The organism is Streptomyces sp. 2114.4 (assembly GCF_900187385.1).
Lineage (GTDB): Bacteria > Actinomycetota > Actinomycetes > Streptomycetales > Streptomycetaceae > Streptomyces > Streptomyces mooreae.
In genome coordinates, this window is record NZ_FYEY01000001.1 from 1831987 (window position 1) to 1857049 (window position 25063).

Below are 25063 nucleotides of genomic sequence, written 5' to 3' on the forward strand. Positions count from 1 at the left end.
TCAGAGCTGGCCGCCGACGAAGGTGGTCAGGTCCACCAGGCGGTTGGAGTAGCCCCACTCGTTGTCGTACCAGCCGACGACCTTGACCTGCTTGCCCTGCGACATGGTCAGCTGGGAGTCGAAGGTGCAGGAGGCCGGGAAGTTCACGATGTCCGAGGAGACGATCGGGTCCTCGGTGTACTCGAGGATGCCCTTGAGCTGGCCCTCGGCGGCCTTCTGGAAGGCGGTGTTGATCTCTTCCTTGGTGACCTCGCGGTCGAGTTCCAGGACCAGGTCGGTGACCGAGCCGGTGGGGACGGGCACGCGCATGGCGATGCCGTCCAGCTTGCCCTTGAGCTGCGGGAGGACCAGGGCGGTGGCCTTGGCGGCACCCGTCGAGGTCGGGATGATGTTCTCCGCGGCGGCGCGGGCGCGGCGCAGGTCGCTGTGCGGGAAGTCCAGGATGCGCTGGTCGTTGGTGTAGGCGTGGACCGTGGTCATCATGCCCTTGACGATGCCGAAGTTCTCGTCGAGAACCTTCGCCATCGGCGCCACACAGTTGGTGGTGCAGGAGGCGTTGGAGATGACGTGGTGCTGGGCGGCGTCGTACTTGTCCTGGTTGACGCCCATCACGATGGTGATGTCCTCGTCCTTGGCGGGCGCGGAGATCAGGACCTTCTTGGCGCCGGCCGCGAGGTGCTTCTCGGCGTCGGCCTTCTTGGTGAAGATGCCGGTCGACTCGATGACGATGTCGGCGCCGAGCTCGGCCCACGGGAGGTTGGCCGGGTCGCGCTCGGCCATCGTTTTGAAGGTCTGGTTGCCGACCGTGATGCTGTCGTCGGTGTGGCTGACGGGCTGCTTGAGACGACCCAGGATGGTGTCGTACTTCAGCAGGTGAACCAGGGTGGCGTTGTCGGTCAGGTCGTTGACACCGACGATCTCGATGTCCGCGCCCTGCTCCAGGAGCGCGCGGAAGTAGTTGCGACCAATGCGGCCGAATCCGTTAATGCCTACGCGGATCGTCACGAACCGATCTCCTCGTTGGTACGCCGGCGCAGTTACCGGCGAGCTGTATGGGATGTCCCCGACCGCCTCCGACCCTACCCCCTGTAAGAGACGTACGTGACATTGACATCGAGGCCGAAAGGTGCTCAAGTGAGCGCCCTTCAGCCCCTCTGACGCGCGCCGTTATGCGCCCCTCAGCGCCCCTGTACAAAGAGGCGCCCCCGGCGCCCGATACGGGCGCCGGGGGCGCAGACGAAGCAGGACCGGGCTTCCTTTTCAGCCCACCATGCCTTCGGCGAGTTCCTCGGTGAGGTTGGATTCGGTGCCGGGGATGCCGAGGTCCTGGGCGCGCTTGTCGGCCATCGCCAGCAGCCGGCGGATCCGGCCGGCGACGGCGTCCTTGGTCAGCGGCGGGTCGGCGAGGGCACCCAACTCCTCCAGGGACGCCTGCTTGTGCTCCATGCGCAGCCGGCCGGCCGCCGCAAGGTGCTCGGGGACCTCCTCGCCCAGGATCTCCAGGGCCCGCTGGACCCGGGCGCCCGCGGCGACCGCGGCGCGCGCCGAGCGGCGGAGGTTGGCGTCGTCGAAGTTGGCCAGACGGTTGGCGGTGGCCCGCACCTCGCGGCGCATCCGCCGCTCCTCCCACGCCAGCACCGACTCGTGCGCGCCGAGCCGCGTCAGCAGCGCGCCGATCGCGTCACCGTCACGGACGACGACGCGGTCCACGCCGCGTACCTCACGGGCCTTGGCGCCGATGCCGAGCCGGCGGGCGGCGCCGACGAGGGCGAGCGCCGCCTCGGGACCGGGGCAGGTGACCTCCAGGGACGAGGAGCGGCCGGGCTCGGTCAGCGAGCCGTGGGCCAGGAAGGCGCCGCGCCAGGCCGCCTCGGCGTCGCAGGTCGCGCCGGAGACCACCTGCGGCGGCAGCCCGCGGATGGGGCGCCCGCGGCCGTCGACCAGCCCGGTCTGGCGCGCCAGCTGATCACCGCCGGCCACGACCCGTACGACATAGCGGCTGCCGCGCCGCAGGCCGCCGGGGGCCATCACCACCAGGTCGGAGCTGTGCCCGAAGATCTCCAGGATGTCCTTGCGCAGCCGCCGGGCGGCGATGCCCGTGTCCAGCTCCGCCTCGATCACGATGCGCCCGCTGACCAGGTGCAGACCGCCCGCGAACCGCAGGATCGACGAGACCTCCGACTTCCGGCAGCAGGTCCGGGTGACGGGGAGCCGGGAGATTTCATCCTTCACCGCTGCCGTCATCGCCATGGGCCGATCCTTCCATGCATCCGAAAAATACGGTCGTACGCGGCTGCCAGCAGCTCCGGGTCGTGCCGGTCGGGGGCTCCCCCGGCGCTCGACCGGGCGTCGTCTCCTTGTGCGGCGACCGCCGCCAGCTCGACCTCGCTGCCGACCAGCTGCTTCGCGACAACCGTCAGACCTTCGATGTCGGGCACGGCGGCCTTGTCGGCCAGCACCACGTCGAAGGCGAGTTTAGGGGCGTGTCGGGCCAAAACCTCCAAATGACGCTGCGGGGAGAAGCCATCGGTTTCGCCCGGTTGGGGCGCAAGGTTGAGCGAAAGGACTTTTCGGGCCTTGGTCTCCTCCAGCGCCTCGCGCAGCTCAGGCACCAGCAGATGCGGGATCACGGAGGAGAACCAGGAGCCCGGTCCGAGCACCACCCAATCGGCGTCACGTACGGCGGCGACCGCCTCGGGGACGGCCGGCGGGTCCTCGGGGACCACGTGGACGGACTGCACCTCGCCGCGGGTGAGCGCGACGGTGGCCTGGCCGCGGACCGTGGTGATCGCGTCCGGCCGGCCCTCCTCATGGCCCTTGACCTGGGCCTGGAGTTCCAGGGGCACCGCGGACATGGGCAGTACCCGGCCGTGCGCGCCGAGCAGCCTGCCGACCAGGTCGAGCGCCTGGACATGGTCGCCGAGCTGTTCCCACAGCGCGACGATCAGCAGATTGCCGACCGCGTGGTCGTGCAGCTCGCCCTCGCTCGTGAAGCGGTGCTGGATCACCCGGGACCAGGTCTGGCCCCAGTCGTCGTCGCCGCACAGCGCGGCCAGCGCCTTGCGCAGATCGCCGGGTGGCAGGACGCCCAGTTCATCGCGGAGGCGCCCGCTGGAGCCACCGTCATCGGCGACCGTGACCACGGCGGTCAGGTCACCGGTGATCCGGCGCAGCGCGGTCAGCGAGGCGGACAGGCCCATGCCGCCGCCCAGTGCCACCACCTTGGGGGTGGCCCCCTTCGTCATACGGCCGCTGGGAACGAAGCGCCGGACCTTGCGCAGCCGTGGCGCCCGCCCGCTCACTCGCGCCCCATGTCCCGGTGGACGACGACGGTTTCCACCCCTTCGGAGACCAGCCGGCGGGCAAGCTTCTCGGACATCGCCACACTGCGGTGCTTGCCACCCGTGCAGCCCACGGCGATGGTCACATAGCGCTTGCCCTCACGGCGGTAGCCCTCGGCCACGATCCGCAGCAGCTCGGCGTAGCCGTCCAGGAACTCCTTGGAGCCCGGCTGGCTGAAGACGTAACTGGAGACCTCGTCGTTGAGGCCGGTGAAGGGGCGCAGCTCGGGGACCCAGTGCGGGTTGGGGATGAAGCGGCAGTCGATGACCATGTCGGCGTCGACCGGCAGGCCGTACTTGAAGCCGAAGGACATGACCGTGGCGCGCAGCTCGGGGACCTCTTCGCCGGCGAACTGGGCGTCCATCTTGGCGCGGAGTTCGTGGACGTTGAGGCTGGAGGTGTCGATGACCAGGTCGGCGTCGCCGCGCAGCTCGCGCAGCAGATCCCGCTCGGCGACGATGCCGTCGACGATCCGTCCGTCGCCCTGGAGGGGGTGCGGGCGGCGCACCGACTCGAAGCGGCGCACCAGGGCCTCGTCGGAAGACTCAAGGAAGACGATGCGGCGCTTGACGTTCTGCGCGTCGAGGGTGGCCAGCGACTCCTTGAGGTTGGCGAAGAAGCGGCGGCCGCGGACGTCGACGACGACCGCGATCCGGGCGACATTGCCCTGCGAGCGGGCGCCCAGCTCGACCATCGGCGCGATCAGCTCGGGCGGGATGTTGTCGACGACGAACCAGCCGAGGTCCTCCAGACACTTCGCGGCCGTACTGCGGCCGGCACCGGACATCCCGGAGATGATCACCAACTCGGGGATCGCGGCGCTCTCGCCCTGGTCGGTCGTGCCCGTGCTCACCTGTGCACCGTCTCTCTCGGTTTCCTGCGCTTCGTGCGGTGTACTCATCGTTCCTGCCCCCGTTCTGCCGACAACGCGGCCGGTGGGGCCCCGTCATCTTCCATGATCTCTCCTGTGGCGGTGTTCACCGCGGGGGCGGACGGCGCCGCTCCCGCCAGCGCCGCGGCGACCGTCTCCGCGGTCTTGCGGCCGACGCCCGGGACCTCGCAGATCTCGTCGACGGTCGCGGCCCGCAACTTCTTCACCGAGCCGAAGTGCTTGAGGAGCGCCTGGCGGCGGGTGTCGCCGAGGCCGGCGACGGCGTCGAGCGGTGAGGACTTCAGCCGCTTGCCGCGCTTGCTGCGCTGGTAGGTGATCGCGAAGCGGTGCGCCTCGTCGCGGACGCGCTGGAGGAGGTACAGGCCTTCGCTGCTGCGCGGCAGCACGACCGGGTCGTCGTCCTCGGGCAGCCAGACCTCTTCGAGGCGCTTGGCCAGGCCGCACACGGCGACATCGTCGATGCCGAGCTCGTCCAGGGCCCGGCGGGCGGCCGCGACCTGCGGGGCGCCGCCGTCGACGACCACGAGCTGGGGCGGGTAGGCGAAGCGTTTGGGACGGCCGTCCTCGTCGGTCGGGCGGCCGGCCATGGGGTCCGGCTCCGGCTCGTCGGGGTGCGCCGTGACGGCGCCGGGGCCGGTGACGGTGCTGTGGGTGATACTGCCGGTGCCGTCCGTGACTCCTGCGGTGTCCGTGGCCCCGGTGCCGTCCGTGATTCCGGTGCGGTCCACGGCCCCGGTGCCGGCGGTGACGCCGTTGTCGTCCACGCGGGCGTCGGCGGACGGCTCCTGGGTCCACTCACCGGACTTCTGCTTCTCCTGGAGATAGCGCTTGAAGCGGCGGCCGATGACCTCATGCATGGACCGGACATCGTCCTGGCCCTGGAAGGTCTTGATCTGGAAGCGGCGGTATTCGCTCTTGCGGGCGAGACCGTCCTCGAAGACCACCATCGAGGCGACCACGTCATCGCCCTGGAGGTGGGAGATGTCGAAGCACTCGATGCGCAGCGGCACCGCATCCAGGCCCAGGGCCCCGGCGATCTCCTCCAGGGCGCGGGAGCGGGTGGTGAGGTCGGAGGCGCGCTTGGTCTTGTGCAGCGCCAGGGCCTGCTGGGCGTTGCGGCCGACCGTGGCCATCAGGTCCTTCTTGTCGCCGCGCTGCGGGATGCGCAGCGAGACCTGGGAGCCGCGGCGCTCGGAGAGCCACTGCGCGATCGGCTCGACGGGCTCGGGGAGCGCCGGGACCAGGACCTCCTTGGGGACGGCGTCGCCCCGCTCCTCGCCGTAGAGCTGCTGGAGGGCGTGCTCGACGAGACCGCTGGTGGTGACGGCCTCGACCTTGTCCGTCACCCAGCCGCGCTGGCCGCGTACCCGGCCGCCGCGGACGTGGAAGATCTGGACGGCGGCTTCGAGTTCGTCCTCGGCGAGGGCGATCAGATCGGCGTCGGTGGCGTCGGCGAGCACCACGGCGCTCTTCTCCATGGCCCGCTTGAGCGCCCCTATGTCATCACGCAGCCGGGCGGCGCGTTCGTACTCCATCTCCTCGGCGGCCTCCTGCATCTGCCGCTCCAGGCGGCGGAGGTAGGCGCCGGTCCGGCCGGCCATGAAGTCGCAGAATTCCTCGGCGAGTTCGCGGTGTTCTTCGGCGGTGACCCGTCCGACGCAGGGTGCCGAGCACTTGCCGATGTAGCCGAGCAGACAGGGGCGGCCGATCTGGGCGGAGCGCTTGAAGACACCGGCGGAGCACGTCCGTACGGGGAAGACCCGCAGCATCAGGTCGACGGTCTCGCGGATGGCCCAGGCATGGCCGTACGGACCGAAGTAGCGCACGCCCTTCTTCTTGGCGCCGCGCATGACCTGGGCGCGCGGGAACTCCTCGTTGAGGGTCACCGCGAGGTACGGATAGCTCTTGTCGTCGCGGTACTTGACGTTGAAGCGCGGGTCGAACTCCTTGATCCAGCTGTATTCGAGCTGAAGCGCCTCGACCTCGGTGGAGACGACGGTCCACTCCACGGAGGCCGCGGTGGTGACCATCGTGCGGGTACGCGGATGGAGGCCGGCCAGGTCCTGGAAGTAGTTGGCCAGGCGCTGGCGCAGGCTCTTGGCCTTGCCGACGTAGATGACCCGGCCGTGGTCGTCGCGGAACTTATAGACCCCCGGCGAGTCGGGGATCTGTCCCGGCTTGGGTCGATAGCTGCTGGGGTCTGCCATGCACACCACCCTACTGACCGGGACCGACAATCACCGCTCCCCGGCCACCCCGGTCCCGGCCCGGCGGCGCGGGCGCCGGGCGGCAGACCGGAGGGCCGCAGGGGCACGACCGGACGGGAGGCGGCCCATGCCGCCGCACCGACGGCATGTGACGGTCAGGCGGAGCGGTCGGACGGGCCGGTCACACGGGCCGGTCAGAAGCTGCGCCGCCTGCGCAGCGCCGCCGAGGCGGACAGCCCCAGCGCGAGCAGGGCGGCGCCGCCCGCCACGCTCGTGGCGGCGGTCACCGGCAGGCTCTCGCCCGCGAACGCACCCGCCGTGACGGGACGCGGTGCGCGGGACTCCCGGTCCTCGGCCCGGGCGGCGGCCGCCGGCCCGTAGCCGCCGGCCGCGCCCCGCCGGTCGTCCGCGGAGCCGGGGAGCGTGCCCTCGTAAGCCCGCGCCACCTTCTCTCGGTAGGCGGCGACGGTGGTCCCGTGCGCCCCGACGGCCCTGCGGGCGTCCGCGTCCAGTGGCTCGATCCGGTCGCCGTGCTGCACGTACCAGGCGTCGGCCCGCGGCTCGTTGAAGACCGTGTCGCCCTTCGCCCGCGCGGCCCCGGCCGCGGTGTAGCGGGCCGCGTCGTCACCGGTGGTGAGGGTGACGACCTTCCAGGCGGCACCCCGCCGCGCGGTCCACACCGAAGCCGTGCGGCCGTCGCCCGCTACGGCCTTGTGGGCGAAGAACTGCAGGCGGGCGACCGGGGCGCCGGGCCGGCCGCGGACGAAGTCCGGTGACAGGACGTGAACGGGGACGGCGGCGCCTTCGAGGTGCGGTGCGGCCTGCGCGGTGCCGGGGGCCAGGGCGCGTCCGCCGCCGCGCCGGCGTCCGGCCGCGAAGAATCGGGCGAGGGCGTCCAGGGTTGCGGGGGCGGTGGCCGCCGCGCGGGCGGCGGTGACGCTCGCCGGGGCCGGGGCCCGGAGCGCGGGGACGGGGGCGGCCAGGGCGAGGGGCGAGGTGAGGCCGAGGAGAACCATGAGGGACGTGCCGGTGGCGACGGCGCGAAGGGTGGTGCGGACGGCGGTGCGCTTCGTCATGCCCCCAGGCTCCTATCCGGTACGGGGAGTGTGTCCAGGAGAAGGCACTGCCGTTCACGTAGTAGTCGAAATCGCCCTAGTTATAGCGATTGTTGGTCGATCATGGATCATCCCGGTACACCCGGTGGCGATCCGTGTCATATCCGTAGATCACATGCAGGGGGCCACTGCCGGAGGCCATGGGGTCCCGGTTCCGACGGACCGGCCGGCGTCGATGCCGCCCCGCGCGCTGTCGCGACGGAGCCAACCACGGGCGTACGAACCGGAGTTGACACCCATCCAGCCGGAGGCGTTCGGCACGGTGCCGAGGGTGGCTCGGCCGTGGGGACCGGCGGTGCCCTGCGCGCGGCCGAAGACGGAGTTGCGGCCCGGATGCTGCCCGGGCGCATCGCGCTGCGCTCCGCGCTCACCGAACGGGGGCTCGCCCTCACCCGCGTCCGGCACAAGCTCGCCCAGCGCGGCGTCACCATCGGGGTGACCAGCGTGAGTTACCGGCAGCAGGGCGCACGGCGGCCGCGGCGCCCCGAGTCGCTGCGGGCGGTGCGGGCGCTGGAGGAAGTCCTCGACCGGCCGGCGTACTCGCTGCACCGGCTGCTGATCCCGGCGGACGGCGCCCGTCCCGAGGCCGGTCGGCCGCCCGCCCGGTCGTACCGCTGGCTGGTGGCGCCCGCCACCGCCCTGCAGCGGCTGTTCGCCGAGCTGGAGGCCCCCCGGACGGCGGGCTGCGCACCGTGGGCCATCACGAGCGGGGGTGAGCCCCGGCGGCGCCGGCGGGCCCAAGCCTCAGCCCGCGATCAGCTTGCCGCCCTCGGCCTTGACCGGGACCTCGGGCAGCGGTTCGGCCGCCGGCCCCTGGATGACCTTGCCGGTGGTGACGTCGAAGCGGCTGCCGTGGCAGGGGCAGCTGCCCTCCTTCTTCTCGACCTCGGCCAGGATGCAGCCGGCGTGGGTGCACTTGGCGCTGAAGCACTTGTACGTGCCCTTGGCGGGCTGCGAGACGACGAGCCGGTCCTCGCGGTAGAGCTTGGCGCCGCCGACCGGCACCGCGGCGGCGGACCCGAGGTCGACCGGTTCGGCGGGCTTCGCCGGGGCGTTCGCGCCCGAGTCCCCCGGCGAGCAGGCCGCCAGGCCGAAGCCGGCGGCGCCGGCGAGCGCGGCCCCCCGCAGCACGGTCCGTCGGGCGGGGGGCTGGCTCATGGCTGCTCCAGAGGTCACGGCATCAGTGGGGGGCGGCTCCCGACGATACCGGCACAGACCGCTCCGCTTCCGGCCGGGCCGGGCGTCCCCGCACCAGTGGATAGACCGCGGCGGGCAGCTCACCGCCGAGCAGGTGCATATCGGTGCCGCACAGCCCACAGGACGTGACGCGCACGACCACCTCATCGGGCTCCGGGCGGGGATCGGGCAGCTCGGTGACAGCGGTGCTGCCCCCCTTGCCCGGGGCGGTGACCACGAGAGCGCGCATCGGCGCCTCCTCACGACGTCGTGCGGGATGGCGATGCCGGGAAGGCAGCTTGGACGTAAACGCTTACGCAAGCGTTTACGTTTGCGGTCGAGTGCTCGTAATGTGGTGGACTTCGCGGGACGGGGCCGTGGCAGGCCGCGGTGCCGACGGGGTGCCGCACGCTCGGGGAGGAAGAGCCGGATGACGACGATGACGGATGTGGCACGGCGTGCGGGGGTCTCCGTCGCCACGGTCTCGCATGTGCTGAACGACACCCGTCCGGTGCAGCCCGACACCCGTGCCGCGGTGCTCGGCGCGATCGACGAGCTCGGCTACACCCCCAACACCCTGGCCCGCTCCCTGGTCACCTCCCGCACCCGCTCGATCGGCCTGGCGGTCTCCGCGATCAGCAACCCGTACTTCACCGAGATCCTCCAGGGTGTCGAGGCCGGCGCCCTGGAGGCCGGCTACAGCCTGCTGATCACCGATCCGCACGACGACCCGCGGCACGAGCGCAAGGTCGTCCAGCTGCTCCACGAGCGACGCGTGGACGGCATGATCGTGGCGCCGTCCGCGGAGCCCGCCGGGATGGTGGAGTACCTGGCCCGCCGTGAGGTCCCCACGGTGTTCCTGGACCGGCTGGTCGGCGACGACCACGACCAGGTGTGCGCCGAGAACACCGGCCCGGTGCGTCAACTGGTGGAGCATCTGGCCGCGTTGGGGCACACCCGGATCGGTCTGGTCGCCGGCCTGCCCGGCCTGAGCACGACCACCGAGCGGGTCCAGGGCTACCGCGAGGGGCTGCGCGCCTGCGGCCTGCCCTTCGCGCCCGAACTCCTCGCCGGCGGCAACTCCGAGGCGGCGGGCGCCCAGGACGCCACCCGCCAGCTGCTGGCCGCCCCCGAACCGCCCACCGCGCTCATCACCGCCAACAACGCGATGACCATCGGCACCCTCCGGGCGCTGCGCGAACTCGGCCTGGACGTGCCCCGCGATATCGCGCTGGCCTGCTTCGACGACTTCTCGTGGGCCGATCTCTTCACGCCCCGGCTGACCGCGATCGCCCAGCCCAGCAAGGACATCGGGGCGGCGGCGGTCCGGCTGCTGCTGGAGCGCCTGGCACAGCCGGACCGGCCCCCGCGCACCGTCCGCCTCCCCTGCACCTTTGTGCACCGTACGTCGTGCGGCTGCGCCGAAACCGCCCCGGCCACGCCCCCGGCCGCCCAGGAAAGGAACCCCCTCCCGTGATCGTCGTCGCCGGCGAGGCGCTGATCGACCTCGTCCCCAGCCCGCAGGACACGCCCCCCTCGCTGGAGGGCACGGGAGCGGCCCCCGCCCCGGACGGCCGGTTGCCGGCGCTGCTGCCGCGGCGCGGCGGAGGCCCGTACAACACCGCGGTCGCGCTGGGACGGCTGGGCTCGCCGGCCGCGTTCTGCTCCCGGATCTCAACCGACAGCTTCGGCGAGGCGCTGCTCCAGGGGCTGGCCCGCGGCGGTGTCGACACCTCCTTGGTACAGCGCGGCAGCGAGCCGACCACCCTCGCCGTGGCGGACATCAGCGCGGACGGGTCGGCGGGCTACGGCTTCTATGCGGACGGCACCGCCGACCGGCTCTTCACCCTGCCGCCCGCGCTGCCCGCCGGGGTCCGTGCGCTCTCCCTGGGCACCTGTTCGCTCGTCCTGGAACCGGGCGCGAGTGCGTACGAGTCCCTGCTGCGGCGCGAGGCCCGGCGCGGTGTCTTCACGGCGCTCGACCCCAACATCCGGTCCGGTCTGATCCCGGATCCGGACGCCTACCGGGCCCGCTTCCTCTCCTGGCTCCCCGACCTCGCCCTGCTGAAGCTGTCGGAGGAGGATGCCCTGTGGCTGGCCGGGGCCGGGGACGGCGCGGCGCCGGGCGGCACAGGGGAGGCGGTCGTCGCGGCGGCGCAGGAGTGGCTGGCGGCAGGGCCGGCCGCGATCGTGCTGACCCGTGGGGGCGACGGTCTGACGGTGCTGAGGCGCGGCGGCGGTGAGCTGACGGTCCCCGGCGAGCGGGTCACCGTCGTCGACACCATCGGAGCCGGCGACACGGTCAACGCCGCGCTCCTGCACCGCCTGGACGCCCATGACGCCCTCTCGTACGCCGCCGTAGCCGCCCTCGGCGACGACGACTGGCGCGACATCCTGCGCTTCGCCGCCCGCGCGGCCGCCGTCACCTGCTCCCGCGCGGGGGCAGAACCGCCGTTCGCCACGGAGTTGGCGGCGTAGGAAGTGCAGCAGCGGGCCGCCACCGCGTCCCCGTACGGAGAGCGGTGACGGCCCGGCAGGAGACGTCCGGCGGTATCAGGTGGCCTTGCGGGACCGGGCCGTCGTCTTCTTGGCCGCGGCCGCGGTCTTCTTGGCGGCCGGCCTCTGTGCCGCGGCCTTCTTGGCCACCGTCTTCTTCGCGGTGGTCCCCACCGGCGCGGCATCGCTGACGCGGTCGCCGAGGATTTCCCGCAGGAACTTGCCGGTGTGGCTGGCCGGGATCGACGCGACGCCCTCCGGGGTGCCCTCGGCGACGACCAGGCCGCCGCCGCTGCCGCCTTCGGGGCCCATGTCGACGACCCAGTCCGCCGTCTTGATCACATCGAGGTTGTGCTCGATGACGATCACCGTGTTGCCCTTGTCCACCAGGCCGGACAGCACATTGATCAGCTTGCTGATGTCGTCGAAGTGCAGACCGGTGGTCGGCTCGTCGAGGACGTAGACCGTGCTGCCCGTCGAGCGCTTCTGGAGCTCGCTGGCCAGCTTGACGCGCTGCGCCTCACCGCCGGAGAGCGTCGGCGCGGACTGGCCGAGCCGGACGTACCCGAGGCCGACCTCGTTGAGCGTCTTGAGATGCCGGGAAATGGTCGGCACCGCCTCGAAGAAGCTCAGCGCCTCCTCGATGGGCATGTCCAGCACCTCGGCGATGGACTTGCCCTTGTAGTGGACCTCCAGGGTCTCCCGGTTGTAGCGCGCACCGTGGCAGACCTCGCACGGCACATACACATCCGGCAGGAAGTTCATCTCGATCTTGATCGTGCCGTCGCCGGAGCAGTTCTCGCAGCGGCCGCCCTTGACGTTGAAGGAGAAGCGCCCCGGCAGATAGCCGCGGACCTTGGCCTCCATCGTCTCCGCGAAGAGCTTGCGGACATGATCGAAGACGCCGGTGTAGGTGGCCGGGTTGGAACGCGGGGTCCGGCCGATCGGCGACTGGTCGACATGCACGACCTTGTCCACCAGGTCGTCGCCGGCCACCCGGGTGTGCCGGCCCGGGACCGACTTGGCGCCGTTCAGCTCGCGCGCCAGGTGGGTGTAGAGGATGTCGTTGACCAGCGTCGACTTTCCGGATCCGGAGACGCCGGTGACGGCGGTGAACACTCCGAGCGGGAAGGAGACGTCGATGTCGCGGAGGTTGTTCTCCTTCGCGCCGTGGACCGTCAGCTGCCGCGACGGGTCGGCCGGCCGCCGGATGTCCGGGGTCGCGATGGCCTTCTTGCCGGAGAGGTACTGGCCGGTGATCGACTCCTTGGTGGCCAGCAACTGCTTCATCGGGCCGCTGTGCACGACCTTGCCGCCGTGCTCGCCCGCGCCGGGGCCGATGTCCACCACCCAGTCCGCGACCTTGATGGTGTCCTCGTCGTGCTCGACGACGATGAGGGTGTTGCCCATGTCGCGCAGCCGCACCAGGGTCTCGATCAGCCGGTGGTTGTCGCGCTGGTGCAGGCCGATCGACGGCTCGTCGAGGACATAGAGCACGCCCACCAGGCCGGAGCCGATCTGGGTGGCGAGGCGGATGCGCTGGGCCTCGCCGCCGGAGAGGGTGCCGGCCGCGCGGTTCAGCGAGAGGTAGTCCAGGCCGACGTCGACCAGGAACTTCAGCCGCTCGTTGACCTCCTTGAGGACCCGCTCGGCGATCTTCTTCTCGCGGGCGGTGAGCTTCATGTCCCGCAGGAAGTCGGCGCAGTCACTGATCGACATGGCCGCGACCTCGGCGATCGACCGCTCCTGGACCGTCACGGCGAGCACGATCGGCTTCAGCCGGGTGCCCTCGCAGGTCGGGCAGGGCACCTCGCGCATATAGCCCTCGAAGCGCTCCCGGCTGCTGTCGCTCTCCGCCTCGGAGTGCCGCCGCTTGACGAACGGGACGGCGCCCTCGAAGGGGGTGGTGTAGGCCCGCTGGCGGCCGTACCGGTTGCGGTAGCGCACCTCGATCTGGGTCTTGTGGCCGTTCAGCAGCGCCTTCTTGGCGCGGGCCGGCAGCCCGGCCCAGGGGATGTCCGTACGGAATCCGAGGGCGTCCGCCAGCGCGCCGACCAGACGGCCGAAGTACTCCTTGGTGTGGCCGTGCGACCAGGGGTGGATGGCGCCCTCGTCGAGGGAGCGGTCCTCGTCGGGGACGATCAGGTCGGGGTCGACCTCCATGCGCGTGCCGATGCCGGTGCAGTCCGGGCAGGCGCCGAAGGGCGAGTTGAAGGAGAAGGAGCGGGGCTCCAGCTCCTCGAAGGAGAGATCGTCGTAGGCGCAGTACAGATGCTCCGAGTACATCCGCTCGCGCTGCGGGTCGTCGGCGTCCAGATCGACGAAGTCGAGGATGACCATGCCGCCGGAGAGCCCGAGGGCGGTCTCGACGGAGTCGGTCAGCCGGCGCTTGGCGGACTCCTTGACCGTGAGGCGGTCGACGACCACCTCGATGGTGTGCTTCTCCTGCTTCTTCAGCTTCGGCGGCTCGGAGAGCTGGATCGTCTCCCCGTCGACCCGGGCCCGGCTGTAGCCCTTCGTCTGAAGGTCGGAGAAGAGATCGACGAACTCGCCCTTGCGCTCGCGCACCAGGGGGGAGAGCACCTGGAAGCGGCTGCCCTCGGGGAGTTCGAGCACCTTGTCGACGATCGCCTGCGGCGACTGCCGGGCGATCGGCCGCCCGCACTCGGGGCAGTGCGGCTTGCCGATCCGCGCGAAGAGCAGACGGAGGTAGTCGTAGACCTCGGTGATCGTGCCGACCGTCGAGCGGGGGTTGCGCGACGTCGACTTCTGGTCGATCGACACCGCGGGGGACAGGCCCTCGATGAAGTCCACATCGGGCTTGTCCATCTGCCCGAGGAACTGCCGGGCATAGGAGGAGAGCGACTCGACATAGCGCCGCTGCCCCTCGGCGAAGATCGTGTCGAAGGCGAGCGAGGACTTGCCCGACCCGGAGAGCCCCGTGAAGACGATGAGGGAGTCGCGGGGGAGGTCGAGCGAGACGTTCTTGAGGTTGTGCTCGCGAGCGCCACGGACGATGAGACGGTCGGCCACGCCGGTCGGCACCTTTCTTGGAGGGGGCGGGGGCCGCGGCTCTGCGTCCGCCGCGCGGTGGGTGAGCAGAGGCGACGGAGCGGAGCGGAGCCCCCGCCCCAGGGTATGGGGCCCGCCGCGGCACTGTCTTGGGGATGCCACACACGAGCCTATAGCACGCGCATTCGATTTAGGGGTTCGCAAGCCCTCTTCACCCGAACGTGTGGCGGCCCCACAATCTTCCCGCGCCGCCATACACCCCGCGCCCGCCGTACTCCCCGTACGACTCTCACGCCCCGTACACCCCCCGCGGCCCCGCACACCGCGGGGAGTCCCCTCAGGAGACACCGGGCAGCGCACGCTCCAGCGCATCGAAGGTGCGCCGCAGCACCTCCGCCTGTTCAACGGCCACCTCGTCCACCGGGTCACCCCCGAGCTGCCGGGCCACCGCTTCGGCGCCCGCCGCCCGGATCCCCGCGACGATCAGCGCCGCGGCCAGCCGGGCGTCCGGGCCGGGACGGTCCGCCTCGCCGCCCGCGGCCTCGGCCAGCAGCGCGGCCAGTGTGCTCTCCATCTCCTCGACCGCCTCCCGGCCCCGCGCGCGCAGCGCCGGCGAGTCCAGCACCGTCCGGTAGAAGTGCTCGAACCCCTCCCCCACGGCGGCCAGCGGATGCCGCTCCGCCAGCAGCCCGAGAGCGAGCCGGCGCAGCGCGGCGAGCGGTGACTCGTCCGCACCGCGCTCGCGGACGGCGCGGATGATCAACTCCCGGGCCTCGGGGATCCGGTCGAGGAACAGGTCCTCCTTGCGCGGGAAGTAATTGAAGACCGTCATCGTGGACACCTCGGCGGCGCGGGCCACCTCGGCGACCGTCACGTTGTCGAAGCCTCGCTGGATGAACAGCAGCGTGGCCTCGCCGGAGATCCGCTGCCGGGTGCGCAGCTTCTTGCGCTCGCGCAGCGTCAGCCGCCCGTCGTCCTCGGTGAAACCGGTCTCCTCCCACCGGCCGCGAGGACCCGCCTCGTCTCCGCCGTGCCGCTCTTCACCCGGCACCTCACTCGTCACGCCATCCTTCATGGCCGGAATGTTAGACCTGTTTTTAGTCACAACAAACTTATAGTGACTACACTTACGTCCATGAAGCATGACGCAGACGTAGTGGTGGCAGGGGGCGGTCCGGTGGGGCTGATGCTCGCCTGCGAACTCGCACTGGCAGACGTGTCGGTCGTCGTCCTGGAGCGACTGACCGGCGTGGACACGACCATCAAGGCGGGGTCGGTCAACTCCCCCACGGCAGAGGCCCTTTACCGGCGCGGGATGCTGCCCGGCCTGGCGGCGGCGCAGCGCGACGCCTACGACAGGGTCAGCTCGTTCATGCGGCAGCGCCAGGCCGCCGGCGCCACCGGGGTGAAGCAGCCACCGAGGTTCGCCGGGCACTTCGCGGGCCTCATGCTGCGCGGTGACCTGCTGGACGAGGCGGACCCGGACTTCGACGGCCCCGGGCCCGCCGCCGAGGTCGGCCTCGTACCCCAGGAGGCCCTGGAGCGGCTGCTCGGCGCCCGCGCCGCCGAGCTGGGCGTCGACCTGCGCCGCGGGGTGACCCTGACCGGCTTCGACGCCGGCGAGGACGGTGTGCACGTCCACACCTCGAACGGGTCGCTGCGCACCGGCTGGCTGGCCGGCTGCGACGGCGGCCGCAGCACCGTCCGCCGGCTCGCCGGCTTCCCCTTCCCCGGTACGGCCCCGGAGATCACCGGCCGTCAGGCCCTCGTCGAGATGACCGGCGCCGAGGCCCTGGGCGCCGGCTGGAACTTCACCCGGACGGGGACGTATGCCCACGGGCCGGTGCCCGGCCGGATCCTCACCGTGGAGTTCGACGGACCGCCGGCGGACCGCGAAGCCCCCGTCACCGCCGAGGAGTTGCAGGCCTCCCTGCGGAAGGTGTCCGGGGTCGAGGACGTCACGATCCACGCGGTGCACTCGGCGACCCGGTTCACCGATAACGCACGCCAGGTGCCCGACTACCGGTCGGGGCGGGTGCTGCTCGCCGGTGACGCGGCGCACGTCCACTCGCCGTTCGGCGGCCAGGGGCTGAATCTCGGCATCGGCGACGCCATGAACCTCGGCTGGAAGCTGGCCGCCACGGTGCACGGCTGGGCGCCGGAGGGCCTGCTCGACAGCTACACGGCCGAGCGGCACCCCCTGGGGGCATGGGTGCTGGAGTGGACCCGGGCCCAAGTGGCGCTGATGCGGCCGGAGTCGCACGCCATGGCGCTGCGCGGGGTGATCGCCGAACTGACCGAAACGGTCGCCGCCACCACCTTCTTCGCCAAGAAGATCTCCGGCGTCCGGCAGCGCTACGACCTGCCCGGCGACCATCCGCTGACCGGCCGCAGCGCGCCCGACCTGGAGCTCGGTGACGGCACCCGGCTCGCGGACCAGCTGCACGGCGGGCAGGGGCTGTTGCTCGACCTCGCCGGGGACGCCGAGCTGTGCAGGAGGGCCGCCGGATACGGCGACCGGATACGGGTGCTCACGGTGGACTGCCCGGGGCGGCCCGGTCTGGCCGGCCTGCTGGTGCGTCCCGACGGCACCACCGCCTGGGCGGTGGACACCCCCGGCGGTCCGGACGGGCTGGACGCCGCGCTCCGGCTCTGGTTCGGGACGCCCGCCGAAGCGGCGGCCTGACCTCCGGGCGGACGACGGGACGGTGAAGACAGGCCCTGGCTGCAGGGATCACGGCCGCTGACCCCGCTCGTGATCCCTGCGTCTGGCGGGCGACGCGGACCGGCGGATCCTTCCGGCTGCCGTGCGCCGCCCGCTCCGCCCGCGTACCCCTCGATCGGAGCCGGCCCACTCCCGAACCCGCCCCGGCGGCGCTAGCGTCGGACCATGACCCTCACCCCGCCCGACTTCCCGCACGATGTGGCAGCGGTCCGAGAGGCCACCGACCGGCTCCTCGTCTCGGTGAGCACACTCGACGACGCGGCGATCGGCGAACCGTCGCTGCTGCCCGGCTGGACCCGCGGCCATGTCCTTGCCCATCTGGCCCGCAACGCGGACGCCCTGGGCAACCTCCTCACCTGGGCGCGGACGGATGTGCCCACGCCGATGTACGCCGGCCCCGAGGCGCGTGCCGCCGATATCGAGCGGGGCGCCGACCGCCCGCTGGCGGCGCATCTGGACGACCTCAGGGAGTCCGCGGCGCGGTTCGACAAGGCGATGGACGCCCTGCCGCGGGACCGCCGCGCCTACCAGGTCGAGATGCGCAACAACGTCGTCGAACGGGCCGACCGGCTGCCGCTGCGCCGGCTGGCCGAGCTCGAACTCCACCATGTCGACCTCGGCGTGGGCCACACCCTCGACCAGCTCTCCCCCGACTTCGTCGAGCGCCAACTGGCCTTCCTGGCCACGGTCAAGTTCGCCGGTCACCCGGAGCTGCCCCCGCTGGAGCTGCGGTCCGACGACGGCCGCCGGTGGCACACCGGCCGCCTCGCCACCGGGCCGGGCGCCGGGGACCGGCCCGTGGTGGTGACGGGCTCCGCGGTCGCGCTGGTGGGCTGGCTCACCGGCCGTGGCGAGAGCGGCAAACTCGACAGTCACGGCTCCGTCCTGCCCGTGGTGCCGCCGCTCTAGAGTGGTCCCATGGGCTACAGCGGAGCAGTGAAGGTCGGCGGACCGGCCGACGTGCACGAGCTGACCGACCTGATGATCTCGAAGGTCGCGGTCGGTCCGACGAACAACAACGCCTATGTGCTGCGGTGCCGGGCGACCGATGAGCAGTTGCTGATCGACGCGGCCGCCGAACCGCACACCCTTCTCGCGCTGATCGGCGACAGCGGCATCGGATCCGTGGTCACCACACACCGGCACGGCGACCACTGGGGCGCGCTGCGCGAGGTCGTCGACGCGACGGGGGCGCGGACCTACGCGGGGCGGTACGACGCCGAGGGCATTCCCGTCCCCACGGATGTGCTGGTCGAGGACGGCGACACCCTCACCGTCGGCCGGGTCGAGCTGACCGCGCGTCATCTGGTCGGACACACACCGGGCAGCATCGCGCTGGTCTACGACGACCCGCACGGTGCCCCGCACCTGTTCACCGGGGACTGCCTGTTCCCCGGTGGCGTCGGCAACACCTTCGGCAGCGCCGAGAACTTCACCCGCCTGATCGACGACGTGGAGCGCAAGCTCTTCGGCGAGCTTCCCGACGAGACCTGGGTGTATCCGGGCCACGGCGCCGACACCACGCTCGGCGCGGAGCGGCCGCACCTCGCCGCGTGGCACCAGCGCGGCTGGTAACGCGGGAACGGCACAGCGCGGGGTCCCGCGGGTACTCCCCCAGGGGCCTCCACCACGAACGACGGCGCCCGGTTCGCGCTCCGGTGAGGAGCGGAACCGGGCGCGCGTGCGCCGTGCGGACCGGCCTCAGGCGTCGATGCGCTCCTTGGCCGCCGCGTCGGCCGCGGCCTGCTTCTTCGAGGCACGCAGGCTGGTGACCGTCGTGACGATCAGGACGGCACAGATGACGCCCAGCGACACCGGGATGCTGATCTCCGGAACGGGCACCGCGGACTCGTGCAGGGCGTGCAGCACCAGCTTCACGCCGATGAACCCCAGGATGACCGACAGGCCGTACGAGAGGTGCACCAGCTTCTTGAGGAGGCCGCCGATCAGGAAGTACAGCTGCCGCAGACCCATCAGGGCGAAGGCGTTGGCGGTGAAGACGATGTACGGGTCCTGGGTGAGACCGAAGATCGCCGGGATGGAGTCCAGCGCGAAGAGGACATCGGTGGTGCCGATCGCCAGCATGACGATCAGCATCGGCGTCATCAGCCGCTTGCCGTTCTCGACGACGAACAGCTTGGTGCCGTGGTACGCGTCGGTCGACGGGAAGCGCTTCTCGACCAGCTTGAGGAAGCGGTTCTCCTCGAACTCCTCGTCCTCCTCCTCTGCGCGGGCCTCCTTGATCAGCTTCCACGCGGTCCAGATGAGGAACGCGCCGAAGAGGTAGAAGATCCAGGAGAAGTTGGCGATGATCGCGGCGCCCGCGCCGATGAAGCCGGCCCGCAGCACCAGCGCGATCAGCACACCCACCATCAGCACCCGCTGCTGGTAGATCGCCGGGACCGCGAACTTCGCCATGATCAGTACGAAGACGAAGAGGTTGTCGACGCTCAGGGACTTCTCGGTGATGAAGCCCGCGAAGAACTCACCGGCGGGCGCGGTGCCGCCGAGGACCAGCAGCCCGAGCCCGAAGAGCGCGGCGAGCGCGATCCAGACGCCGGTCCAGATGCCGGCCTCCTTGAGGGAGACCTCATGGGGTTTGCGTCCGCCGATGAAGAAATCGGCGGCTATCAGGGCGCACAGACCAAGGATGGTCAGCACCCACAGGTTCAGGGAAACGTCCACTGCTCCTCCGGCAGAGTCGTACGGCACTTACAGCGTCGTCGCTGCCGGAGGTCTCTTCCGCCCCGCTCCGCCGCATGGAGGAACGGGGCCGACGCCCCGGGACCGCAGCACACTCCCGGTCCGTGATGACGGGTACGTCGTAGCGGGAATACTCCCCTCCGCACCAAGAAGCGTAAAGGAAAGGCAATAGATAGTAAAGAAAAAGGCAAAAGGCCTGGTCAGGATGGTCGGCGAGCGGCCGCTACCCGGCTCAGCACCTGGCGCACCACCTGACTCCCCTTCGGGGCGAGCGCCGGCTCGTACGTCCAGGCATGACCGACCCAGGGGTCGGCGAGATGGGCATCGGGCACGGGTGTGATCCGCAGCAGCGAGCGCCACAGCGGGTCGAGGACCGGGCCATGGTCCCGGGCCTGGGCGCGGTCGGCGACCAGCATCAGATGCACGCCGACGGCCGGCCCCTCATCGGCCAGGTAGCGCAGCCGGGTGAGCGCGCGGTCGTCGAAGCCGTGCGGGAAGTCGTGCACGATCAGCAGCTGGTCGGCGGGGTCGAGATCCGGCGGGAGCGAGTCCGCCGCGCGGTGGCGCACGGCCATCTGGACGAGGTCCACCCGTCGCGTCAGCGCCTCCAGCACCGCGGTCACGCCCTGGACACCGGGCACCGGAGCGGCGGGCAGCACACCGCTCTCCACCAAGGGCGCGAGGGCGGGCGCGGCGGTGCCGCCCGGGTCGATGACCTGGACCGAGAAGTCACCGGCGGGGTGGATGGCGAGCAGCCGGGCGGCGATGGCCACAGCCGTCTCCATGGCCAGCCGGCGCAGGTCGGCCTCGTCGGGCGGCCCGTCCGTCAGTGCGCTGCCCAGTTCCCGCCGGGGGATGTCGCGCCCGGGGTCGGGGCCGCTGCCCGCGGCATAGGAATCGGGCCCGCTGTCGACCCACAGCCCGCGCTCCAGGGGGAGGCGTACGAGCATGGGAATGCGCAGGTCCAGCACTTCGGGGAGGTGCAGATCGCCCAGGCGCAAGGCCATCGGACGCGTGGACGGGGCGTGGTGGCCCTGCCAGACGGGGTGGTCCCAGCGGGCGAAGGCGGGCGGCAGGGCGGGCTCGACGACCGCCGACTCGGCCGCGAGCTGTGCGAGGTCACGGTCGAGGGCGGCGCGGGCCTGGGTGACGAGGGCGGCGTGCTTGTCGCGGGCGGCGGCACGGGCCTCGTCGGCGGCCGTGCCGAGGCGGTTGCGCGGGTCGGACAGGGCCTGGTCGAGCTCCTGCTCCAGGCGCGACTCGGCGAAGCCCGAGGCGCTGCGGTAGGCCGCGACCGAGCGGGCCAGATCCTCGAACATCCCCCAGACCTGGTTGTAGAGCCGCTCCTCCATGCTCCAGCCGGCGGCGTCACCGGCCACGGGCGACGCGGGGCCGGCGGGCGACGCGGGGCCTGCGGCCGGGGCGGGGGCGGCCGGGACCGGACCGGCCGGGGCGAGGGTGCTGCGGCGCTTCGGGTGACGGTAGTCGACGCGGGCGCCGCCCACGGGCGCGGGCGCCGCGCTGCCGGGGGTCCCGGCTCCGGCCTGCGCTCCGGCCCCGGGAGCGGTCCCGGGGACGTTTTCGGGTTCGGTTCCGGGGCCGGTTCCGGGTCGGGTCCCGGAGGCTGCCGGGCCGTCAGATGCGGGAGGATGCGGGGAGGACGGCCGGGCCGCGGCGGCCGGGCCGGCCCCGGGCCGTTCGGACCGGCTCACCGCCACGGGGTCGGGCGCCGGGACCGCACGGGCCTGCCCCCGGCCGACCGCTTCCTCGATCTCCGCGGCCAGCTCCGCCGCCTGCGGCAGGCCCTGGTCGCCCAGCATGGCCGTGAGACCGCCGGCGTAGCCCTGGCCCACGGCGCGTACCTTCCAGCCACCCTGCCTGCGGTAGAGCTCCACGGCGACGACGGCGGACTCGGCGCCCAGGCCGGTGACGGTGTAGCGGGCGAGGGCGGTGCCGTCGAGACCGGTGACCGTGACGGCGGGTGCGGCGGCCGGGCCGAAGGTGGTCAGGCCGGTCCCGCCGGTCAGCGCCAGCAGCACGCTCACCCGGTGGACGGCGGCGGGCAGCGCGTCGAGGTCCACCGCGATGCGGTGCTCGGCGGCCGCCTGACGGGGGACCTCGATGCCGGTGCGCCGCGGCGCGCCCGGGTGGGCCACCGCCTCGGCGCCGGCGAGCCTGCCCTGCTCGTCGCCGAGGGCGACCCCGGCCATGACGGGAGAGCCCGCCGTCACCCGGATCTCGACCCGCGTCCGGTCCAGTGGATGGTTCTGCCCCCGGACCAGCTCGGCCGTCATCGTGGTTCCCCCTGGTGGTTGTGGCATGCCCGGGTCCTGCCCCGGGCGCGGGCCCAGGGGTTCGCGGCGCGGCCCGGTACGCGCCGCCGCGGCGGTGGCCGGAGGGTGGTGCCGGCTACAGGTGCGGCAGGATCGCCGGCACGAGGTCCTGGAACGTGCGGCCGACGGAGGGCTCACCGATGGCGGTCATCTGCCAGCCGTTGCCGGCGCGGTGCACCTTGGACATGACCTGTGCGGTGTAGTTGCCGCCGCCCGTGAGGGTGTACCGGGCCAGCTCCTGGCCCGTGGTCTCGTCGACCAGGCGGCAGAAGGCGTCCTGCACCTCGGCGAACGTCTGGCCGGTGAAGGAGTTGACGGTGAACACGATCTGGTCGATGTGCACCGGCACCCGCGCCAGGTCGACCAGGATCGCCTCGTCGTCGCCGCCCTGACCCGCCCCGCCGACCAGGTTGTCGCCGGTGTGCCGGACCGCGCCGTCGTCGCTGACCAGGTGCTGGAAGAACACGACGTCTATCGGCTTCTTGTCGGCGAAGAGCACCGCCGAGGCGTCGAGGTCGATCTCGCTGGTCCGCCGGCCGAACAGGCCACGGCGCGGCGCGGAACGCCACCCCAGCCCCATCCGCACCGCGGTCAGACTCCCGCCGTCGGACTTCTGCAGGCTGATGCCCTGCCCCTTGGACAAATTGACCGACACGCCCGTCCCCTCTCTGTACTGTCCCCGCCCAGCTTTCCGGCGGCCCCTTCGACCCTACGCACGACGACGGGCCCAGGGCGCGCCGGACCCGCGTTTGTGGCGCTTCTGCAACACACCCGGGCGCCGCCGGCCGACCCCCGTTCACATGCGGCGATGCCGGGCCGGGGCGGGCTCGGCGGCCGGCCCGGCGGGCGGTCCCGCACCGCCCCGGTACTCCCCTCAGCTCCGGCCGCTGCAGCTCGTGCCGCTCCGCCCGTGCCGCTCCCCCCTTACTTCACCCCGGCCTCCCTCATTTGCCGCAGTTCCTTCTTCAGTTCGCTCACCTCGTCGCGCAGCCTGGCGGCGACCTCGAACTGCAGCTCCGCCGCGGCGGCCCGCATCCGCTCCGTCATCTCCTCGATGAGCGCGGCCAGTTCGGCGGCGGGACGGTCCGTCAGGTCCGCGCCCGCCTTGCCGCCCTTGCCCTTCGCGGCCTTGCCGCCGAGCGCCGGGACCGGCGCCTTGCCCTGGGTCTCCTTGGCAGCGGCGCCCTTGCGGTACCCCGAGCCCAGCAGCTCCTGGGTGTCGATCTCCTCGCGGGCGAGGGTGGCGACGATGTCACCGATCTTCTTGCGGAGCGGCTGCGGGTCGATGCCGTTCTCCTTGTTGTACGCCAGCTGCTTCTCCCGGCGGCGGTTGGTCTCGTCGATGGCCTTCGCCATCGCCGGGGTGACCTTGTCGGCGTACATGTGCACCTGTCCGGAGACATTGCGCGCCGCACGTCCGATGGTCTGGATGAGCGCCGAACCGGACCGCAGGAAGCCCTCCTTGTCGGCGTCCAGAATGGCCACCAGGGAGACCTCGGGCAGGTCAAGGCCCTCCCGCAGCAGGTTGATGCCCACCAGGACGTCGTACTCACCCGAGCGCAGCTCCCGCAGCAGCTCCACCCGGCGCAGGGTGTCCACATCGCTGTGCAGGTACCGGACCTGGATACCGAGCTCGAGGAAGTAGTCCGTGAGGTCCTCGGCCATCTTCTTGGTGAGGGTGGTGACCAGGATGCGCTCGTCCTTCTCCGTGCGCGTACGGATCTCGTGCACCAGGTCGTCGATCTGTCCGTCGGTGGGCTTGACCACCACTTCCGGGTCGACCAGACCGGTCGGGCGGATGATCTGCTCCACGAAGCCGTCGCCCCGGGAGAGCTCGTACTTCCCGGGTGTCGCGGACAGGTAGACGGTCTGGCCGATGCGCCCCAGGAACTCTTCCCACTTCAGCGGCCGGTTGTCCATGGCGGACGGCAGCCGGAAGCCGTGCTCGACGAGGGTGCGCTTGCGCGAGGCATCGCCCTCGTACATGGCACCGATCTGCGGGACCGTGACATGCGACTCGTCGATGACCAGCAGGAAGTCGTCCGGGAAGTAGTCGAGGAGGGTGTTGGGCGCGGAGCCGGGCTCGCGGCCGTCCATGTGCATCGAGTAGTTCTCGATGCCCGAGCAGGAGCCGATCTGACGCATCATCTCGATGTCGTAGGTGGTGCGCATCCGCAGCCGCTGGGCCTCCAGATGCTTGCCCTGCTTCTCCATCGTGGCGAGGCTGTCCGCCAGCTCGGCCTCGATCCCGGCGATCGCCCGCTCCATGCGCTCCGGGCCGGCGATGTAGTGGCTGGCCGGGAAGACGTACAGCTCCCGGTCCTCGCTGATGACCTCGCCGGTGAGCGGATGGAGGGTGGACAGCGCCTCGATCTCGTCGCCGAACATCTCGATCCGCACGGCCAGCTCTTCGTACACCGGGAAGATCTCGATGGTGTCGCCGCGCACCCGGAAGGTGCCACGGGTGAAGGCGACGTCGTTGCGGGTGTACTGGATGTCGACGAAGCGGCGCAGCAGCGCGTCGCGGTCGAATTCGTCGCCGACCTTCAGCGGCACCATCCGGTCGACGTACTCCTGCGGCGTACCGAGGCCGTAGATGCAGGACACCGAGGCGACCACGACGACATCACGCCGGGTGAGCAGCGAATTCGTCGCGGAGTGCCGCAGCCGTTCGACCTCCTCGTTGATGGAGGAGTCCTTCTCGATGTACGTATCGGACTGCGGGACGTAGGCCTCGGGCTGGTAGTAGTCGTAGTAGGAGACGAAGTACTCGACGGCGTTGTTCGGCAGCAGCTCGCGGAATTCGTTGGCGAGCTGGGCCGCGAGGGTCTTGTTGGGCGCCATGACGAGCGTCGGGCGCTGCAGCTTCTCGATCATCCACGCGGTGGTCGCCGACTTGCCGGTGCCGGTCGCACCGAGCAGGACGACGTCCTTTTCACCCCCGCGGATACGCCGGTCGAGTTCGGCGATGGCCGCGGGCTGGTCGCCGTTGGGCTGGTAGGGGCTGACGACCTCGAAGGGCGCCACCGTGCGTTCGATGTTTGATACGGGCCGCATGGCAT

The 25063-nt window shown here is 71.6% G+C and carries 19 protein-coding genes and 1 pseudogene; 6 read left to right on the forward strand and 14 right to left on the reverse strand.

The window, feature by feature from the left end:
- The 6 genes from gap to CFW40_RS08045 form a co-directional block, all read right to left on the reverse strand.
- Positions 1 to 1005, reverse strand: coding sequence for a type I glyceraldehyde-3-phosphate dehydrogenase (gap, locus tag CFW40_RS08020; protein WP_088797131.1), 1005 nt, complete (start codon positions 1003 to 1005; stop codon positions 1 to 3).
- A 255-nt stretch (positions 1006 to 1260) separates the two neighbouring features.
- Positions 1261 to 2250 (reverse strand): DNA-binding protein WhiA, encoded by a 990-nt coding sequence (gene whiA, locus CFW40_RS08025; protein ID WP_018091880.1) that lies wholly within the window; start codon positions 2248 to 2250, stop codon positions 1261 to 1263.
- Complete coding sequence (yvcK, locus tag CFW40_RS08030; RefSeq protein ID WP_088797132.1) at positions 2241 to 3302, reverse strand: uridine diphosphate-N-acetylglucosamine-binding protein YvcK; 1062 nt, start codon at positions 3300 to 3302, stop codon at positions 2241 to 2243. The genes whiA and yvcK overlap by 10 nt, the downstream gene beginning before the upstream one ends.
- The gene (gene rapZ / locus CFW40_RS08035) at positions 3299 to 4243 is read right to left on the reverse strand and encodes an RNase adapter RapZ (protein WP_088797133.1); all 945 of its coding nucleotides are present in this window, start codon (positions 4241 to 4243) and stop codon (positions 3299 to 3301) included. The genes yvcK and rapZ overlap by 4 nt, the downstream gene beginning before the upstream one ends.
- Positions 4240 to 6441, reverse strand: coding sequence for an excinuclease ABC subunit UvrC (uvrC, locus tag CFW40_RS08040; RefSeq protein ID WP_088797134.1), 2202 nt, complete (start codon positions 6439 to 6441; stop codon positions 4240 to 4242). The genes rapZ and uvrC overlap by 4 nt, the downstream gene beginning before the upstream one ends.
- Positions 6442 to 6635: 194 nt before the next feature.
- Positions 6636 to 7517 carry a hypothetical protein gene (locus CFW40_RS08045; protein ID WP_088797135.1) on the reverse strand — a complete coding sequence of 294 codons (882 nt, stop codon included), beginning with the start codon at positions 7515 to 7517 and terminating at the stop codon, positions 6636 to 6638.
- A gap of 372 nt (positions 7518 to 7889) precedes the next feature.
- On the opposite strand from CFW40_RS08045, the pseudogene CFW40_RS37930 reads away from it, so the two are divergent.
- Positions 7890 to 8266, forward strand: a pseudogene (locus tag CFW40_RS37930) (hypothetical protein); the annotation flags it as partial.
- A gap of 34 nt (positions 8267 to 8300) precedes the next feature.
- On the opposite strand, the gene CFW40_RS08055 reads toward CFW40_RS37930, so the two are convergent.
- Positions 8301 to 8714 (reverse strand): Rieske (2Fe-2S) protein, encoded by a 414-nt coding sequence (locus CFW40_RS08055; RefSeq protein WP_088797136.1) that lies wholly within the window; start codon positions 8712 to 8714, stop codon positions 8301 to 8303.
- A 22-nt stretch (positions 8715 to 8736) separates the two neighbouring features.
- A complete protein-coding gene (locus CFW40_RS08060; protein WP_371127305.1) occupies positions 8737 to 8982 on the reverse strand; it encodes an alcohol dehydrogenase catalytic domain-containing protein in 246 nt (81 codons plus the stop codon).
- A gap of 180 nt (positions 8983 to 9162) precedes the next feature.
- On the opposite strand from CFW40_RS08060, the gene CFW40_RS08065 reads away from it, so the two are divergent.
- On the forward strand, positions 9163 to 10209 hold the full coding sequence (locus tag CFW40_RS08065; protein ID WP_088797137.1) for a LacI family DNA-binding transcriptional regulator: 1047 nt from the start codon (positions 9163 to 9165) through the stop codon (positions 10207 to 10209).
- Positions 10206 to 11210: a carbohydrate kinase gene (locus CFW40_RS08070; protein WP_088797138.1), complete on the forward strand. Its 1005-nt coding sequence runs from the start codon at positions 10206 to 10208 to the stop codon at positions 11208 to 11210. Before CFW40_RS08065 ends, CFW40_RS08070 begins: the two co-directional genes overlap by 4 nt.
- A gap of 75 nt (positions 11211 to 11285) precedes the next feature.
- On the opposite strand, the gene uvrA is transcribed toward CFW40_RS08070, so the two are convergent.
- A complete protein-coding gene (gene uvrA, locus CFW40_RS08075) occupies positions 11286 to 14261 on the reverse strand; it encodes an excinuclease ABC subunit UvrA (protein ID WP_088797139.1) in 2976 nt (991 codons plus the stop codon).
- 316 nt (positions 14262 to 14577) lie between these two features.
- Positions 14578 to 15315, reverse strand: a complete 738-nt coding sequence (locus tag CFW40_RS08080) for a TetR/AcrR family transcriptional regulator (RefSeq protein WP_088797140.1) — start codon at positions 15313 to 15315, stop codon at positions 14578 to 14580.
- Positions 15316 to 15375: 60 nt separating this feature from the next.
- Between CFW40_RS08080 and CFW40_RS08085 the strand changes: the two genes are divergently transcribed.
- The 3 genes from CFW40_RS08085 (at position 15376) to CFW40_RS08095 (ending at position 18540) form a co-directional block, all read left to right on the forward strand.
- Entirely contained in the window at positions 15376 to 16926 is a 1551-nt protein-coding gene (locus CFW40_RS08085; protein ID WP_088797141.1) for an FAD-dependent monooxygenase, read from the forward strand.
- A 204-nt stretch (positions 16927 to 17130) separates the two neighbouring features.
- On the forward strand, positions 17131 to 17874 hold the full coding sequence (locus CFW40_RS08090; RefSeq protein ID WP_088797142.1) for a maleylpyruvate isomerase family mycothiol-dependent enzyme: 744 nt from the start codon (positions 17131 to 17133) through the stop codon (positions 17872 to 17874).
- 9 nt (positions 17875 to 17883) lie between these two features.
- The gene (locus CFW40_RS08095; RefSeq protein WP_088797143.1) at positions 17884 to 18540 is read left to right on the forward strand and encodes an MBL fold metallo-hydrolase; all 657 of its coding nucleotides are present in this window, start codon (positions 17884 to 17886) and stop codon (positions 18538 to 18540) included.
- Between the two features lie 126 nt (positions 18541 to 18666).
- Here the strand turns inward: CFW40_RS08095 and CFW40_RS08100 are convergent, their stop codons facing one another.
- From CFW40_RS08100 to uvrB, 4 genes are all read right to left on the reverse strand, one after another.
- Positions 18667 to 19650 (reverse strand): TerC family protein, encoded by a 984-nt coding sequence (locus CFW40_RS08100; protein WP_088797144.1) that lies wholly within the window; start codon positions 19648 to 19650, stop codon positions 18667 to 18669.
- A 218-nt stretch (positions 19651 to 19868) separates the two neighbouring features.
- Positions 19869 to 21962 (reverse strand): TerD family protein, encoded by a 2094-nt coding sequence (locus CFW40_RS08105; RefSeq protein WP_088797145.1) that lies wholly within the window; start codon positions 21960 to 21962, stop codon positions 19869 to 19871.
- Between the two features lie 115 nt (positions 21963 to 22077).
- Positions 22078 to 22656, reverse strand: a complete 579-nt coding sequence (locus CFW40_RS08110) for a TerD family protein (protein ID WP_088797146.1) — start codon at positions 22654 to 22656, stop codon at positions 22078 to 22080.
- A gap of 269 nt (positions 22657 to 22925) precedes the next feature.
- Positions 22926 to 25058 (reverse strand): excinuclease ABC subunit UvrB, encoded by a 2133-nt coding sequence (gene uvrB, locus CFW40_RS08115; protein WP_088801968.1) that lies wholly within the window; start codon positions 25056 to 25058, stop codon positions 22926 to 22928.
- Between the last annotated feature and the right edge of the window lie 5 nt (positions 25059 to 25063).